This window comes from Frankia gtarii, assembly GCF_025403375.1.
Lineage (GTDB): Bacteria > Actinomycetota > Actinomycetes > Frankiales > Frankiaceae > Frankia > Frankia gtarii.
On sequence record NZ_JAMPTM010000015.1, the window covers coordinates 1 to 15,954 of the forward strand.

Sequence of the window (15,954 nt, forward strand, 5' to 3'; positions counted from 1 at the left end):
GGCGGGGCGTGGCCGGCGTCGCAATCCGCCGCCCGGTGGGGGGATGCGGGCGGACTGCCCAGGCGATTGTGGCGCATCATGTCCTACTGTCGGAGCATGGCCCGCCCCGGTACCGGTCCCCGTCGGACGCCGCCTTCGTCGCGCTCGTCCGAGTCATCCCGGCCGTCCGGGCAACCGGGGGCGGGCCCGGCCCAGGGCGCCAGGTCCGCGAGCGGTGCCAGGTCCGCGAGCGGTGCCAAGTCCGGGGGTGGTGCCAAGTCCGGGGGTGGTGCCAAGTCCGCGAGCGGTGCCAAGTCCCCAGGGGGAGCCAAGTCCGGGGGTGGCGCTGGTATCGCGGCGCCGCCGGCCGAACCGGAGCCGGGCCGGGTCTTCCTCGGATTCTCCTACGCGCTGGGGGTCGTCCTCGGTGTCGGGCTGGGCCTCTACGGCGTCTTTCTCGTCCCCGACGGCCCTCGCCCGGGCGGCACGCTGCTGTCCGTCGGACTGCTGCTGGCGTTGGTGGGCAACGGGGCGGCGGCGCTGCTGGTGCGCTGGCTGACCGGTACCCGGCTGGGGCCGGCGACGGTGCTGATCGGCTGGATGCCGGTGGTGCTGCTGCTCGCCGCCTCCCGCCCCGAGGGTGACCTGCTGCTGCAATCCAGCGCCACCGCGTATGCGTTTCTGCTGCTCGGCGGCCTGAGCCCGATCGTCGTGGCGGTCCTCGGCGGGGCGCGCCGCGGGTTCACCGTGCTCCCGCCCCCGCGCTGACCGGGCGCCGGGACGTTCCCTGCCGGCCGTACCGGTGCACGCCCGCAACAGCGGAACGTCAGAACTCTGTGCGAGATGTCACCGGCTCCTGCTTCCGGGGGTACAGCCGGGGATCGCGGCGGTAGCGTGAGCCGGGTGGGCAGCCCGCCGCAGGAGATCCGCAGTGGTTCGCCCGCCGTTCGGCTCCCCCTGGACGCGGGTGACTTCCGCCGGGCGATCGGCCGGTTCGCCACTGGTGTGACGGTTCTCACCACCCCTGCCGCCCCCGAGGGGCGCCACCTCGGGATGACGGCGAACTCGTTCGTCTCGGTCTCCCTCGACCCGCTGCTGGTGCTGGTGAGCATCCGCCGCGACGCCCGGTTCCACGCCCCGCTGCTGGCGGCCGGGGTCTGGGGTGTCTCGGTGCTGGCCGCCGACATGGCCGAGGCCGCAGGGTTCTTCGCCCGGCATGCCTACGAACAGTCCGGCGACATGTTCGCCCAGTGGCCGCACACGCTCGGGGAGCAGACCGGGGTCGTCCTGCTCGACGGCGCCCTGTCGGTCTTCGAGTGCCGGACGGTGTCGACCCACCTCGGCGGGGATCACACCCTGGTCATCGGCGAGGTGGTGTCGCTCGCGCAGTCTCGTGACGACGCCGCCCCGCTCGTCTTCTTCGAGGGGAAATACCTCGACACCGCGCCGTCCCGCGAGCCGGTCCCCGCCCAGGACGGTGGCACCGAGCGGGCCGGCTGAAACCGGGCCGAGCTGCAACCGGGCCGAGCTGCAACCGGGCCGGGTTGATACCGCCTCAGTTGAGGCGGGCGCGGGCCGCCGCGGCAGCCTGGCGGGCGGCGGCGGCCGCGGCCGGCTCCACCTCGGCCACCGTGTCGGCGAAGGCCGTCAGGTCGATCGCGCCGCCGAGGAAATCGCCGAGCCGCACGCGCAGCTCGCCGCGCTCGCGGCGCAGGCTCGCCGGGTGGTGCGGGAGCAGTAGCGAGAGCTCGACGGCCCACAGCCGGGTCCGCGGCGTGTCCGAACGGGCGGCGAGGATGCGGACGTTGCCGAGGATGCGGGTCAGCACGTCCTGGGGATCCATCGGGGCCAGGTGCGCCCGGTTGAACGCGACCCCGGCCGCGCGGACCTTCGCCGCGGCATCGTGGATGGTCAGCAGCCGGCCGGCCGCGAACGGGTCGACGAGCACGAAGTCCTCGGGCGAGCCGACGGCGACGACCACATGGCCCGGCAGCCCGACCAGGTAGGAGGCGACCCCGAGCCGGTGGGCCACCTCCAGCCAGACGACGGAGAGCAGGATCGGCAGGCCCCGGCGGCGGCGCAGCACGTCGGGCAGCAACGAGGAACGCAGATCGTCGTAGTCGCCCTCGGAACCGGCGAAGCCGGCATCGAGCCCGAGTGCCTCGTGTAGGGCCTCCGCCGCGGTTCGTGGATCAAGGGCGCCGAAGCGGCGCGGCTCGCCGACCCGGCCGGCCGGGTCGGCGCCGGCCCCCGGCTGCCCCTGCCCCCCCTCGACGCCACCGGCCGGCGGGGGGGTGCCTCGCTCCACCCTCGGGAAACCCCGGCTGGCGGTGGCCCGGGCGGCGAGCAGCGGGCGGGCGCGGGCGGCGAGGGCGTTGAGGGCCTCGAGGGTGGCCGCGGCGTCGGTGTCGTCGGCGGTCGCGTCCGCCTCGGCGGCGAGCAGGTGGCAGGCGACGGCCAGGTCGACGGGCTCGCGCCGGATGACCTCGGCGAATCGGCTGCGGCCGCGGGCGCTCATCCGCGCGCCGCCTCGCCGGCGTCGCTGCCGGCGTCGCTGCCGGCGTCGCTCGGGGACGCCGCCTGCCCGCCGGTAGTCTCGGTCGCCGTCCCCGGGGCCGGGTTCGGCGCAGTGCCCTGTTCCGTCATGTCTGGGATTGTCGCGCGTCGGACCGGCCGGGTTCGGACGATGGTGCCCGGAGCCGGTATGTCCGATGCGGCCTCCAGGCGACCTGGCGCGGTCGGGACCTGGGCATCCGCGCCGGCGCGTGGTCGCCGCGCGGGGGGGCGAGGGGGTATGACGCGTGCCGCGACCACGTCATCCTCGGTAATCTGGACGCGTGTGCCCTCCGCCGTTTCGACCGTCAGTACGTGCGCTGACCATGACCGCAATGTCCCGAGAACGTCACTGAGAGGTATCGGACCCGGGATGCGCCTGCGGATCATGACTCGCGCGCCGATGTCGGCCTGAGTGATGCGGACGACATACACCACCAGTGCACGCCCTTGTTGTCGACACGGAACTGTCCATGTCGATACTAAGGACTCAGTCGCCCGCGAGCCCGAGGAGGAACAACCGGTGACCTACGTCATCGCGGAGCCCTGCGTCGATGTCAAGGACAGGGCCTGTATCGAAGAGTGCCCGGTCGACTGCATCTACGAGGGCGGACGGATGCTCTACATCCAGCCCGACGAGTGCGTCGACTGCGGAGCATGTGAACCCGTCTGCCCGGTGGAGGCCATCTACTACGAGGACGATGTCCCCGATCAGTGGAAGGGGTACACCGACACCAACGCGAACTTCTTCGAGGAGCTCGGTTCGCCGGGCGGTGCCTCGAAGGTCGGCGCACTGGACTTCGACCCGCCGACGGTCGCCGCGCTGGCCCCCCAGGGCGAGTCCTGAGCGGCGCTGGGCGGTCGGGCAACACCTCCGGAGTCCTGCGGTCACCTGCCCGTTCCCGGGTGCGGCTGCCCGACTTCCCCTGGGACCAGCTCGTCTCGTTCAAGGAGAAGGCCCGCACGCACCCCTACGGGCTCGTCGACCTCTCGGTCGGGACTCCGGTCGACTCCACACCGGTCGTCGTCCAGCAGGCGCTGGCCGGTGCCGCGGATGCTCCGGGCTATCCGTTGACAAGCGGCACCCCGGATCTTCGAGAGTCGGCGGCGGGCTGGTTGGCCCGCCGGCTCGGCGTCCTCGTCGATCCGGGGGCCGTCCTGCCGGTGCTCGGTACCAAGGAGCTGGTCGCCCAGCTCCCGGGGCAGCTCGGTCTCGAACCAGGGGACCGGGTCTGGGTACCGACGCCGGCCTACCCGACCTACGAGGTCGGGGCGTTGCTGGCTCGCTGCGAGCCGGTCATCGGCCCCGCGGACGGGGTGACGCTCGTCTGGCTGAACTCGCCCGGAAACCCGACGGGCCGGGTGCTGACGATCGACGAGATGCGGGCCGTGGTCACCTGGGCCCGCGAGCGGGGTGTCATCGTCGCCAGCGACGAGTGCTACATCGAGCTGGGCTGGGAGAGCCGGCCCGTCTCGGTGCTGCATCCGGACGTCTGCGGCGGTTCGCACGAGGGCCTGCTCGCGGTGCACTCCCTGTCGAAACGATCGAACCTCGCGGGCTACCGGGCCGGCTTCGTCACCGGTGACCCGGCGCTCGTCGAGGGCCTGCTCGGGGTCCGCAAGCATGCCGGTTTCATGATGCCGACGCCGGTGGCGGCGGCGATGGCCGCCGCCTACGCCGACGACATGCACGTCGCCGACCAGCGGGCCCGCTACGCCAACCGGCGGGCGGTGCTCGCGGCCGCGCTGGCGGTCGCGGGCTTCACCATCGATCACAGCGAGGCCGGCCTGTACCTGTGGGCCACCCGTGGCGAGGACGCGTGGGCCACGGTCGACGCCCTCGCCGGGGTCGGCGTGCTGGTCGCTCCGGGCACGTTCTACGGAGAGGCCGGGCGCCAGCACGTCCGGGTCGCCCTCACGGCGCCGGACTCCCAGGTGGCGACGGTCCCCGAGCGGATGACCATGCTGGCGCCGGCGGTCGTGGCGGGCCATCCCGGCACGGGGTCGCACCAGACCGGGCCGGTCGGTGGCCCGCCGGCCGGCGGTGGTTACCCGCAGTCCGGGCCCCCGGCCGGATACGGCGGCCAGCCGGGTGGATATCCCCCGGCCCCGGGTTACCCGGCCGGGCCGGGGCGGGCGCGTTACGAGTCCGCGGCGTCCTACGAGACCCGGCCCGTGTACGAGCAGCGGCCGGCGGGCTACGAGGGGCAGCCCGGTTACGAGGGCACAGCCGGTTACGAGGGGCAGCCCAACTATCAGGGGCAGCCCGGCTACCAGGGCGAGCCTGGCTACGAGCGGCAGCCGGGTCACGCGCGGCAGCTGGGTCGCCAAGGCCAGCCGGGCCAACCAGGCTATGAGGGCCAGCCTGGTTACGAGGGCCAACCAGGCTATGAGGGGCAGCCTGGTTACGAGGGCCAGCCTGGTTACGAGGGCCAGCCTGGCTATGAGGGGCAGCCTGGCTACGAGCGCTCCCCGCGCTACGGACGGCATTCCGCCCACGGCGCCCGCCCGGGCGGCTACGAGGAGTCGACCCGCCGCGACAGCCAGGTCGGATATGACGACGCGGGTGGCTACGAGGACTCCGCGGGCTACGACCGGCCGGCTGACTACGACGACCCGCCGACCGGCCAGGGCCCGCCCTCCGGGGCCGGCCGCCACGCCGCCGGCGGTCCGTGGAACGGCGAGCCGGACATTCGCTGACGCTGCGGCCGGCCGGTGGGCCGGCCGCAGCAGCCGCCGCTGCCGTCAGGATCGACCCCGCGAGCTTCGCATCGACGGGCTGGTGGGGGACGGACGCAGCCATAGCGTGGCCGCCATCGCGGCCGACCTCATAAGGTCGGGCCTGTGACCGCACCCAACACGACTTTCGACTCCCCGATCGATCCCATCGTCGACGAACTGTGGGATCGCCGGGCCGACCTGACCCCTGACGACGCCGACGCCCGTAAGACCGTCGTCGCGGCCGTCGACGCCATCGACGCCGGGGTCGCCCGCGTCGCGACCGTCGCCGCGGACGGCTCGGTCGTCGTCGACGAGCGGGCAAAGCGGGCGATCCTGCTGTCCTTCAAGGTTCTACCGATGGCCGAGTCGGCCGCCGGGGACTTCCACTACCACGACCGGATGCCGCTGAAGACCCGCTTCGACGGCGTCCGGGTGGTGCCGGGGGCCATCGTCCGCTGGGGTGCGCACGTCCAGCCCGGCGCGATCCTCATGCCCAGCTACACCAACATCGGCGGCTATGTCGGCGCGGGCACTCTGGTCGACACCTGGGCGACCGTCGGGTCCTGCGCCCAGGTCGGCCGCAACGTGCACCTCTCGGGCGGGGTCGGGCTCGGCGGCGTGCTCGAACCGCCGAACGCGGTCCCGGTCGTCGTCGAGGACGACGCCTTCGTCGGCAGTCGGTGCATGGTCGTCGACGGAGCCAGGGTGCGCCGCGGCGCCAAGCTCGGCGCCGGCGGGATCCTGACCGCGTCCACCCACGTCTTCGACGCGACCACCGGCGAGGAGTACCCGCGCGGCGAGATCCCCGAGCGGGCGGTCGCCGTCGGTTCCAGCCGGCTGAAGTCGTTTCCCGGCGGGGAGTTCGCCATGCCGTGCATCCTGGTGCTGCGCACCCTCGCCGAGGGCGAGATCCACGACAAGCTGGCGCTGAACGACGTCCTGCGCGAGCACGGCATCGCCGGCTGACCACCGCCTCGTCGGGCGCGGTGCGTCGGCGCGCGGGCCGTAGGGTCGTCGGTATGGATCTGGATCTCACCGCCCCGGTCGGCGAGCTCACCCGGCAGCTCGTCGACGTGCCGTCCGTGAGCGGCGGGGAGGCTCCGCTGGCGGACGCGGTGGAGAGGGCTCTCGCGGCGGTCGACGGGCTGCGGGTCGAGCGGGACGGTGACGCCGTGGTGGCCCGGACCTTCCTGGGCCGGCCGTCCCGAATCCTGCTCGCCGGGCATCTGGACACGGTCCCGCTGGCGGACAATCTGCCGGCGCGGGTGGTGGACGGGCGTCTCTACGGCTGCGGCACGTCCGACATGAAGGCGGGCGTGGCGATCGCGCTTCGGCTGGCGGCCACCCTTGCGCTCACCGGCGCCGGTGCTGGCGCGCTCCGGCACGACGTCACCTGGATCTGCTACGACAACGAAGAGGTCACCGCCGACCGCAACGGGCTGCGCCGCCTCGCCGAGCGGCACCGGGACTGGCTGGACGCGGATCTCGCCATCCTCATGGAGCCGACCTCCGGCGAGGTGGAGGCCGGCTGCCAGGGCACGCTGCGCGCCGTCGTCACGCTGCCCGGCACCCGGGCGCACTCCGCCCGCTCCTGGCTTGGCGACAACGCCATCCACAAGGCGGGCGAGGTCCTGCGTCGCCTGGGCGAGTACCAGGCCCGGACGGTGACGCTGGACGGGTGCACCTACCGCGAGGGGCTGTCCGCGGTCCGCATCGACGGCGGCGTGGCCGGCAACGTGATCCCCGACCTGTGCCGGGTCACGGTGAACTTCCGTTTCGCGCCGGATCGGACGCCGCACGCGGCCTTCGCCCATGTCCGGGAGGTCTTCGACGGCTTTGACCTGGAGCTGACCGACCGGGCGGGCGGCGCGCCGCCCGGGCTGGCCGCTCCGGCCGCGGCCGCCTTCGTCGCCGCCACCGGCCGGGTCCCGGTGGCGAAGTACGGCTGGACGGACGTTGCGCGCTTCGCCGAGCTCGGCATCCCGGCGCTGAACTACGGCCCGGGCGACCCGAACCTCGCCCATACCCGCGACGAGTACGTCGAGCTCGCCGCGATCGATGAGGGCGAACGGCTGCTACGCCGTTACCTGACCGCCTGACCGCCTGACCGCCTGACCGCCTGACCGCCTGACCGCCGCGGGCCGCTGGGCGCTGGTTCGAGCGGGGTCGGCGGCGGGGGTGCGTGTAGCCCTCGCAACACCGACATTCGGGCGGTCACCGCTAGATCCGCAATCCCGACCACTGGCTGCCGGCGTCGATCTGGCTCACGGTAAAATGAGTGCTCTCGGCTAATCTCGGTGGGTCACGTCAGATTCCCAGACTGGCATTTTGTGACGGCGGGACATCACCACGCGACGAGCGGCTGGTCGTCGCGGCATCGGCGGAAGCTGCGAGGCGCCGTGAAAGGTCCACAACGGGGGTTGTCATGAGAAGGTCCGTTCACCCGCCCGGCCGCCGCCTCTCCCTGGTTCTGTTGCTGCTGGTGGCCGCGTGTGGGCCGGTGGCGATCGGGAGCGGCGAGCACGGAGGGACCGGCGGGGGCTCGGCCAGCTCCGGCGGGCCGGCGTCGCCCGCACCGGCCGCACCGGCCGCACCGGCGAAATCTCACAACAAAGCGCCAACTTCATCGGTGGGATCCGCGTCGCCGGTGCCTGCGCCCACGCCCACCGGCGGTACGGCGGACACGGCGGCGACGGATCCGCCGAATCCGGTGTGGGGGACCCCGGTTCTGGCCGATTCCTTCAACGGAACCGCGCTCGATACGCGCCGATGGGTGGTCTACGATTCACCACAGGTCAAGTTGATGCCCCGTTCACCGGCGAATGTTGCCGTCTCGGCTGGCGCGCTGCGCCTCACCGGCTGGATCGATTCCGCCGGGCGGGACGTCTCGGGGGGTGTGGCAAGCCGCATCAATCTTCAGTACGGCCGCTGGGAGGCGAGGGTTCGGGCCGAACGCGGTTCGGGATACTCGGCGGTCGTCCTGCTCTGGCCGCAGTCGGAAAACTGGCCGACGGACGGTGAGATCGACATCGTCGAGGTGCCGGACCCTCAGCGGCAGGTCGGCGGCAACTTCCTGCATCTCGGCAGCGACAACCGGCAGATAGAGAACAAGGTTCACGCGGATTTCACCCAGTGGCACACCGTCGGGGTGGAGTGGCTGCCGAACCAGCTCACCTACTACCTCGATGGCCAGGTTGTCTGGACCGTCACTCGGCCGACGAGTTCACGCGAACGCAACATGATTCCGAGCAAGCCGATGCACATGACGCTGCAACATGACCGCGGCTGTTTCCAGCTCATTCCATGCCGTGACGCGCAGACGCCGCCCACCGTGTCGATGTACGTTGATTGGATCAAAGTATATCGCGCCCCGTCGACACTGCTCTGAAGGCGCTCACCGCCGCGGACTCTCCCGCGGTGCCGACTCGGGGAGCCGACTCGGGAAAAAGAAAGGGGGCCGGGAGCCGAATCCGACGGCTCGAGGCACCCCTTCTCTGTGCTTCTTCTCAGCTCGCGACGTGGCGCAGACCCAGCCGGCCCCGCACATAGCCGAAGGAGGTCGCGGCCACCCCGAAGACGACGGCCGCCGCGCGGGCGCGGTGACCGCCGCCGGTCAGGTCGCGCCAGACGGCTCGTGGGAGAATCCGACTCACGTAGGCGCGCTCGGCCTCCAGGGCCGATTCCTGGCCGACGAGGTCGGCGACCCGGGCCTTCGACAGCCCCTCGGCGTAGCAGCGTCGCCGGAAGTAGGTGAACGTCGCCCGCTCGGTGGTCACGCGATGGGCGACCACCGAGCCGGGTTCGTACAGGACGACCGCGTCCGGGTTGGACTGGCGTAGGCGGATCCCGAACTCGGTCTCCTCGCAGCCCATCGGGTCGGTTCCGGTGCGGCCGATGCCCTCGGTGAAGTCGCCGACCGCTTCAAAGGCCGAGCGCCGGAACGACATGGAGGCGCCGATCGGGTTGCGCACGGGGGCGCGGGAGGTGGGCAGCCCCGTATAGCTGCATCCGACCACCCAGTCGAACTCGGGCGGGAACCAGCCCGGCCGATCAGTCGGCCAGGCCGCCAGGGCCGCTCCGCCGACGCCCATGACCTGGGGATCCGCGTAGGGCGCAAGCATGCGGTCGAGCCAGCCGGGCTCCGCCCGTGCGTCGTCGTCGAGGAACACGACAACGTCGCATGTAGTGGCGGCGATACCGGTGTTGCGGGCGCCGGACAGGCCGCGCGGGCCGGTGCTCGGCACGACCGTCACGTCCGGCATGGCCGTCCCGGCGCGTCGCAGGAGCGCGTCGTTGTTGTCGACGATGAGGACCAGTTCGTCTCCGGCCGCGAGTTGCGCGCGGGCGCTGTCGACGGCTCCGCACAGGTCGTGCCAGCGTGCCTCGGTGTAGCAGCAGACGACCACCGAGGCGCTCGGTCGCTCACCGGCGGGGCGGCGTGCGGCCGCAGTGGCCTCGACGTCCTTGACCCCGAGGCTCCGGATGTCGTCGGTCAGGTTCTGGGTCACGCGCTCTCCAACTGCGTCGCGGAGTTGGTGACCAACGTGGGGGGACCGTCGGCGACGCCCCGCGGCTGAGGCTGCTCCGGGATCTCGAGTAGCGGATGCGGCAGGACGGTGGCGTGCGGTCGCAGTCGACCCTTCCCGCGCCGCTCGACGAGGATCGTGCGTAGCACCCGCATACCGTCGGAGACGGCGTTGAGGTTGCTGACGCCGTGGATCCGGTGGTGCTCGTAGCTGGGCACCTCGACCACACGCAGGCCGGCGAGGGCAACCCGCATGTTGATGAGAGTCTCGATCTCGAATCCGTCGCCCCAACGCTTCACCGAATCCGACGGGCCCGGGTCCATCTCCAGGACGGGCAGGCACCGACGCCAGAAGGCGTTGTACCCGTAGCACAGATCGGTGTAGCGGCTGCCGATGAGCAGGTTCACCAGGCCGTTGAGAATCCGGTTACCCAGAGCGCGCAGCCTGGTGATGTCGCCGCTCCCGCCGCCGGCGCAGAAGCGTGAGCCCTTGGCGAAGTCCGCGCCGAGGACGAGCGCCGACACGTACGCGTCGATCTCGCCCGGGTCGGCTGAGCCGTCAGCATCGAGCATGACGATGATCGAGCCGGTGGCGGCCGCGAACCCGGACGCCAGCGCGTTGCCCTTCCCGCGCCGGGTCTGGTTCACGACGACCACGTCCGGACGCAGGCGGCGGGCGACCTCCACCGTTCCGTCTGTCGATCGTCCGTCGACGACCACGATCTCCACGTCGGCTGGCAACCGCGCGAAGACATGCGCCAGATTGCGGGCCTCATTGAGCGTCGGAATGATGACGCTTACGGTCGGTCGATGCTGCGTTGACGACATGAGTGTTTCCCCCCATGGAAACTTGGTGCCCCCCGTGCGAAGGGCCGTGGGCGCTATGCGCTGCAGGAACCTCGACAGCCGGAGTCCGCCGCGGAGGAATGCTGTGGATGGAGGCTGAAACTCTCCCCGTGCCTCGGGCCCCCCTGCCGGCCGTCGCCGGTTCTTGGCGCACACCACATACCCTCGGTGAACAATAGCAGGACCCGGTGCTCGGGGCTACCGGTCCGTCGATCCCCTCGAAGGTTCCGCACATGCCATGGCTCGATCACGCTTTGTGATGCCAGTCGGATCGCGATTGTTTCGACTGGAGCAAAGGCCGGTGGGCGGCGGCATTGGAACCCGCGCGCTAACCATCAGATCGACCGGTCGGCAAGGTGAACGGTCGATGTGTAACTAGAATCTCTAGATGATGGCCGCCCGGCCTGGTCGGGCGCGGGACGCCGGGTCGGGGGCGGACCAAGTCGATCGTGGGGCCCGCAAGAGAACTGACCGGGTCTGCTGCGTAACAAGCGCGTGAAGCCCGCTTACCGGCGGTTACGTGGTCTTGGGTGGATCCGGTCCTGGGCGTCCGGCCTCCGGCGGGGGCCCACCGTCGTGCTAGCATGACCGGAACGGGTGGCGTATACGCAAAAGGGCATGGAAGCCTGGGACGCCACCTTCCGAAGGCTGGGGGGCTGGTTCGGGGGCGGACACTTCGCGCATAAATACTTTATTACCGCCATTAGGGTAGAAATGGTCAAAATTGCCCATGGCGGATCTCTGCCGTTGGTCGATTTGGGGGCTGGCTTCAGCATGCTCGAATTTGATCGGCAAGGCGGCGCGGAGCGTTCCAATCTGTCATCCCGCACGGCGTCGGAAAGTCCGACCGCTCTGGTTGCACCTCGCTGTTCTCTCAGGCAGGCCGAAAGCGCCTGCGCGACGCCGAATCCAACGGACGAACCTCAGATGTGTGGTCAAGAGCACATTCCCGCGGCCATCAAGGCCAATAGTGTCACGCTTCCCTCGTGCGTCGACGGCGCCTCCATCTCGTCCCCGTCGGCAGATGCCCTTGCCACCAATGCGTCCAGGTCCGTGACCGGGCCCGGCGCGAATCCCGAACCTCCGTCGTCACTCGCGCGGCGACTTCTCACCACCCTCGTGGCCTGGCACCGGCTCGCGGTCCTGTGCTCGCGGGTGCAGGGGCGTCATCGAGTCGTCGGCCAGGAGCCGGACGCCGGCCGGCCCGTCCGGATCGCGGAATACGAGCTGACCACCGCGCTACTGACGGCCAGGGCGGCGGTCGGTCGCCCACAGGCCGTCTTCGGCGAGGTCCGGGTGCTGGTCCGCTGTCATGGTGTCCCGGTCGGGCAGCTCGAGATCCCGGACAGCGGGGACGGCAACGCGGTCGAGGTACCCCTGCTGGTCAAAAAGCAGCGGCTGGATCAGCACGAGTGCTCCCATGCCTGGCCGGTCTCCGTGCACGAGCGGCGCAGCCCGGCCAGCGTGGTCATCCCGACCCGCGACCGGCCGGCGAGCCTCGGTCGGCTGATCACCTCCCTGCGCGCGGTAGCTGCCACCGATATCGAGTTCCTGATCGTCGACAACGCCCCGGCCACCGCCGCGACCAGGGATCTTGTCGAGACGGTCGGCCGGTCCGACGGGCGTTTCCGCTACCTGTGCGAGCCACGCCGGGGCGCGGCCCGCGCGCGAAACACCGGGCTCGCCGCGGCCGGGGGGCGTGCCATCGCCTTCCTCGACGACGACACCCAGGTCGACCAGCACTGGCTTCCGGCGATCCTCAGCGGGTTCGACGCCGCGGCCGACGTCGGCTGTGTGACCGGTCTGGTGCTGCCCGACGAACTGACGACCTCGGCGCAGATCTGGTTCGAGCAGTACGGCGGCTTCGGAAAGGGGTTCGAGCGGAGGATCTACGACCGCTGGACCCGGGCGAGCGCCCTCTACCCATACGCCGCCGGCGCCTTCGGTTCTGGCAACAACGTCGCCTTCGACGCGGACACCGTCCGCGAGCTCGGTGGCTTCAACGAGATCCTCGGACCCGGCACGCCGACGCACGCCGGAGAGGATCTTGAACTGTTTACTCGGACCATCCGCTCCGGTCATCGGATCGTCTACGAGCCGTCGGCGATCGTTTACCACACCCATCGTCAGCAGTACGGCGAGCTCCTCGACCAGCTCCGCAACTACGGCACCGGGCTGTCCGCGATGCTGCTGGCCCAGGCCGCGGCCAGCCCCCGGGACCTCCTGGAGATCATGCGCCGGGTACCTGCCGGGCTGCTGTTCCTCCTGCTTCCGCGGTCGTCGAAGAACGTCAGCCGCGGGCCGCGTTTCCCCGCCGAGCTGGTGCTGACCGAGGTGCTCGGCGTCGCCTCGGGACCGTTCGCGTACGCGCAGGCGCGTCGCGCCCAGCTCCGTCGCGGCGACCAGAGTAGGCCAGGTGAAGCGGAGGACCACGCGAGGTGAAGCGGAGTAGCCCTGAGCGCCCCGTCGAGCGCGGGCGGGAACAATCCCGCCCGCGCCATGCCCGGATCAGATCCCGTCCGCGGTTCGCCCCTCTGCGGGCAGTCGCCTCGGTGACGGGGATCCTGCGTTCGCCGTTGCTGCGCAACGCGATCCTGCTGATGGCGTCCACGGCTATCACCGGAGTGCTCGGCATCGCCTTCTGGGCGATCGCCGCCTGGAAATATTCGCCCGAGAACGTGGGGCGCGCCTCTACCGCCGTCTCCACGATGCTGCTGCTGTCCGGGCTGGCCCAGCTCAACCAGCAGAACATCCTGCCGGCCACCATCTCCGCGGCGGCGAAGCCCCGCCGGAAGATCATCCGAGACGCGTACGCCCTGTCCGGCCTGCTGGCGACGGTGCTCGCTCTGGGCTTCGTGGCGCTGTTCGGCCGCAGCACGTTCCTCGGTGACTTCAGCCCGTGGTTCTCGGTGTTCTTCGTGGCCGCGGTCGCCTTCTGGTGCGTGTTCACGTTGCAGGACTCGGTGCTCGCCGGGCTTCGCAAGGCGCCCTGGGTGCCGATCGAGAACGCGTTCTTCGCGGGGGCGAAGCTCGTCCTGCTCTTTGCGTTCGCCACCCTCGGGATCTCCGCCGGCCTGTTCTACGCTTGGACGGCACCGGTCTTCCTGCTCGTCATCGTCATCAACGCGCTCATCTGGCGCCGGGTGCTGCCGGGGAAGGGGTTCCCCGACCGTACCGGGCCACTGCCCGTGGTGGTGCCGGCGGCGGCCGGATCCCGACGGCGGGCCGACTGGTACATCATCGGCGACATGGCCGGTGGGCTGGTCCAGCTCGCGGCCACCACCCTGCTGCCCGTCATCGTCTCCGCCCGGCTGGGTTACGAGGCCACCGCGTACTTCTACACATCGTGGAACCTGGTTTCGGTCTTCGACCAGCTCATGGGCGGTGCCACCGCGTCCCTGACCGTCGAGGGCACCCGGGATTCGTCCCGGGTCAGCGCTCACATCCTCAGCATGGTCAAGTTCTTGCTGGCGTTCATCGTCCCGGTCGCGCTGCTCACGGCGATCTTCTCGGGCACCCTGCTCGGCGTCTTCGGCAGCGAGTACTCGCACGAGGGGACGAATCTACTGGCGTGCCTCGCGGTGGGCGCCATTTTCCGGGCCACGATCCTGCTGGCGGTGTCGATCAGCCGGGTGCAGCGCAAGGCGTGGCTGCTGCTGGCCATCCAGGGTTCCGTGAGCGCCTGCCTGTTGACGACGGCGTTGATCGTCGGATCCCACGGGTTGACCGCTATCGGGCTGGCATACCTCGGTTGTCACGTGGTGATTGCCTTGGCCGTGGTGCCGATCTACGTCAAGGCGTTGCGCCGGCCGTCGCCGGCATCCGACCCTGCCCGCGCCGGGCTGCGGGAACCTGCGCCCAGCCGGGGCCGGCCCGTACTGCCCCTGCCCTATGCCGATGTCCCGGAACTGGACCTGGTGGTATCCGAGCAGCCCGACCCGTACTTTTCGGACCCGGACCCGTACCTTCACGACCCCGAGACGACCTGGCTCATCGAGCGCCGGCCGTCGTTGCCCGACCCCCGGCAGTCCGGCCCGCGCCCACCGGCATCGCCTGCCCGCAGCGCGGGGCCGGCGGCGCCGTCCGCGCGGGAGCATGTCGCCGATCCGGCGCGTGCCGGCGGCGAGCTCGACACTTCGCGGTCGTCGTCGGAGCTGAGCGGGCCGGCCGGCCGGCGGGATCACCGGCTGGCATCGCCGCATTCGGATCATCATATGAGGACGGTCTTGTAGAGATGCAGAAAGTCGCACTGGCCTATCTCGGTTATGCCGGTCGCGGAAACCTCGGCGACGACGCGATCGAGCTCGTGTACAGGCGGGCGCTCCCGCAGGCGCGGATCGCCGCCCTGCCGCTGTATCCCGGGGACCTCCCTGGCCATCTGCGGGAGCGTCGGCACCTGAGTTTCCGGGACGCCTCCCTGCTGCTCGGCGGCGGAACAGTGATCGGGCGCAAGAACTGGCGGGTACACCTGCTGACCGGCGGTCGGCTCGCGGGGCGCCGCCCGTTCCACATGCTCGGTGCAGGCGTCGAGGACCCGGTGTTCCAGGGTCGTAACTCGTTCTCCGCGAATGGAGAGCTGCGCCGGTGGCGACCGCTGCTGGAGCAGTTCGACCGGGTGACCGTGCGCGGACCGCGCTCCGCGGAGCTGCTGGGGACCATCGGAGTGGTCAGCGAGGTCGTGGGGGATCCGGCTCTGCTGCTCGAACCTGGTCCGCTGCCGCGGACGGTGGATGCGGGCGTACTCGGCCTCAACGTCGGCTGGGGCGACGACATGTGGGGGCACGATCCCGAACGGGTCGGCCGGGAGCTCGCCGGTACGCTGCGCCAGCTCGCCCGGCGCGGCTGGCAGTTCCGGGCCTTCCTCGCCAACGACAGCGACCGGGCCTACACCGAACGGCTGCTGGCCGACGCCGGGGTGACCGACCGGACCGAGGTGTACGTCACCGTCGATCCGGACACCTACCTGCACTCGGTGCGCGGCTGCTCGGTGCTCGTGGCCCAGCGGCTGCACGCGGCGATCCTGGCCTGCTGCGCGGCCGTGCCGACCATCGCCATCGGCTACCAGCCCAAGTGCGACGACTTCATGGCCTCCCTTGGCCAGGAGCGGTTCCTCCTGCGTACGGACGAGGTCGACGCCGAGTCGCTCGTCGACCTGGTGGAGAAGGTCGACGCGGACCGCACGGACCACGTGATGCGGCTGCAGATCGCCGTCGACGCGCGCCGCGCGGCCCTGCGCGCGGCGCTGGCGCGCATCGGCGATCAGCTCGGCCTCGACCACGCCGCCGGGTAGGCACCCGGGCGCGCCCCGACCATCCCCGGCGTCGGCTTGT

14 protein-coding genes and 1 pseudogene are annotated in these 15,954 nt (G+C 71.1%); 10 read left to right on the plus strand and 5 right to left on the minus strand.

Features of this window, described 5'->3' with window-relative positions; translation table 11 throughout:
* Both NBZ83_RS04560 and NBZ83_RS04565 read left to right on the plus strand, forming a co-directional pair.
* The coding region (locus tag NBZ83_RS04560; protein ID WP_261574389.1) for a DUF6113 family protein at positions 1–747 on the plus strand (747 nt) is incomplete at its 5' end.
* Positions 748–882: 135 nt separating this feature from the next.
* The gene (locus NBZ83_RS04565; RefSeq protein WP_261565064.1) at positions 883–1,479 is read left to right on the plus strand and encodes a flavin reductase family protein; all 597 of its coding nucleotides are present in this window, start codon (positions 883–885) and stop codon (positions 1,477–1,479) included.
* 55 nt (positions 1,480–1,534) lie between these two features.
* Here the strand turns inward: NBZ83_RS04565 and NBZ83_RS04570 are convergent, their stop codons facing one another.
* The 3 genes and pseudogenes from NBZ83_RS04570 to NBZ83_RS34235 form a co-directional block, all read right to left on the minus strand.
* The gene (locus NBZ83_RS04570) at positions 1,535–2,497 is read right to left on the minus strand and encodes a transglutaminase family protein (protein ID WP_261565011.1); all 963 of its coding nucleotides are present in this window, start codon (positions 2,495–2,497) and stop codon (positions 1,535–1,537) included.
* Positions 2,494–2,625, minus strand: a complete 132-nt coding sequence (locus tag NBZ83_RS04575; RefSeq protein ID WP_261574390.1) for a hypothetical protein — start codon at positions 2,623–2,625, stop codon at positions 2,494–2,496. Before NBZ83_RS04575 ends, NBZ83_RS04570 begins: the two co-directional genes overlap by 4 nt.
* A gap of 165 nt (positions 2,626–2,790) precedes the next feature.
* Positions 2,791–2,970: pseudogene (locus NBZ83_RS34235) on the minus strand (putative acetyltransferase); the annotation flags it as partial.
* An 85-nt stretch (positions 2,971–3,055) separates the two neighbouring features.
* Here NBZ83_RS34235 and fdxA point away from each other — a divergent pair.
* The 5 genes from fdxA (at position 3,056) to NBZ83_RS04600 (ending at position 8,641) form a co-directional block, all read left to right on the plus strand.
* Positions 3,056–3,379, plus strand: a complete 324-nt coding sequence (fdxA, locus tag NBZ83_RS04580; RefSeq protein ID WP_011438232.1) for a ferredoxin — start codon at positions 3,056–3,058, stop codon at positions 3,377–3,379.
* Between the two features lie 59 nt (positions 3,380–3,438).
* The gene (gene dapC, locus NBZ83_RS04585; protein WP_261565010.1) at positions 3,439–5,232 is read left to right on the plus strand and encodes a succinyldiaminopimelate transaminase; all 1,794 of its coding nucleotides are present in this window, start codon (positions 3,439–3,441) and stop codon (positions 5,230–5,232) included.
* 144 nt (positions 5,233–5,376) lie between these two features.
* A complete protein-coding gene (locus NBZ83_RS04590) occupies positions 5,377–6,219 on the plus strand; it encodes a 2,3,4,5-tetrahydropyridine-2,6-dicarboxylate N-succinyltransferase (RefSeq protein ID WP_261556618.1) in 843 nt (280 codons plus the stop codon).
* A gap of 53 nt (positions 6,220–6,272) precedes the next feature.
* Complete coding sequence (gene dapE / locus NBZ83_RS04595; protein WP_261565009.1) at positions 6,273–7,352, plus strand: succinyl-diaminopimelate desuccinylase; 1,080 nt, start codon at positions 6,273–6,275, stop codon at positions 7,350–7,352.
* A 548-nt stretch (positions 7,353–7,900) separates the two neighbouring features.
* A complete protein-coding gene (locus NBZ83_RS04600; protein ID WP_261574391.1) occupies positions 7,901–8,641 on the plus strand; it encodes a glycoside hydrolase family 16 protein in 741 nt (246 codons plus the stop codon).
* Positions 8,642–8,759: 118 nt separating this feature from the next.
* On the opposite strand, the gene NBZ83_RS04605 is transcribed toward NBZ83_RS04600, so the two are convergent.
* Together NBZ83_RS04605 and NBZ83_RS04610 are read right to left on the minus strand one after the other, a co-directional pair.
* Positions 8,760–9,761, minus strand: a complete 1,002-nt coding sequence (locus NBZ83_RS04605; protein ID WP_261574392.1) for a glycosyltransferase family 2 protein — start codon at positions 9,759–9,761, stop codon at positions 8,760–8,762.
* A complete protein-coding gene (locus NBZ83_RS04610) occupies positions 9,758–10,606 on the minus strand; it encodes a glycosyltransferase family 2 protein (protein ID WP_261574393.1) in 849 nt (282 codons plus the stop codon). The genes NBZ83_RS04605 and NBZ83_RS04610 overlap by 4 nt, the downstream gene beginning before the upstream one ends.
* Before the next feature lie 1,071 nt (positions 10,607–11,677).
* Here NBZ83_RS04610 and NBZ83_RS04615 point away from each other — a divergent pair.
* The 3 genes from NBZ83_RS04615 to NBZ83_RS04625 all read left to right on the plus strand — a co-directional run bounded on the left by NBZ83_RS04615 (position 11,678) and on the right by NBZ83_RS04625 (position 15,914).
* Entirely contained in the window at positions 11,678–13,066 is a 1,389-nt protein-coding gene (locus NBZ83_RS04615; RefSeq protein WP_261574394.1) for a glycosyltransferase family 2 protein, read from the plus strand.
* 110 nt (positions 13,067–13,176) lie between these two features.
* A complete protein-coding gene (locus tag NBZ83_RS04620; protein ID WP_261574395.1) occupies positions 13,177–14,856 on the plus strand; it encodes a lipopolysaccharide biosynthesis protein in 1,680 nt (559 codons plus the stop codon).
* Positions 14,857–14,858: 2 nt separating this feature from the next.
* The gene (locus NBZ83_RS04625; protein WP_261574396.1) at positions 14,859–15,914 is read left to right on the plus strand and encodes a polysaccharide pyruvyl transferase family protein; all 1,056 of its coding nucleotides are present in this window, start codon (positions 14,859–14,861) and stop codon (positions 15,912–15,914) included.
* Positions 15,915–15,954: the final 40 nt, after the last annotated feature.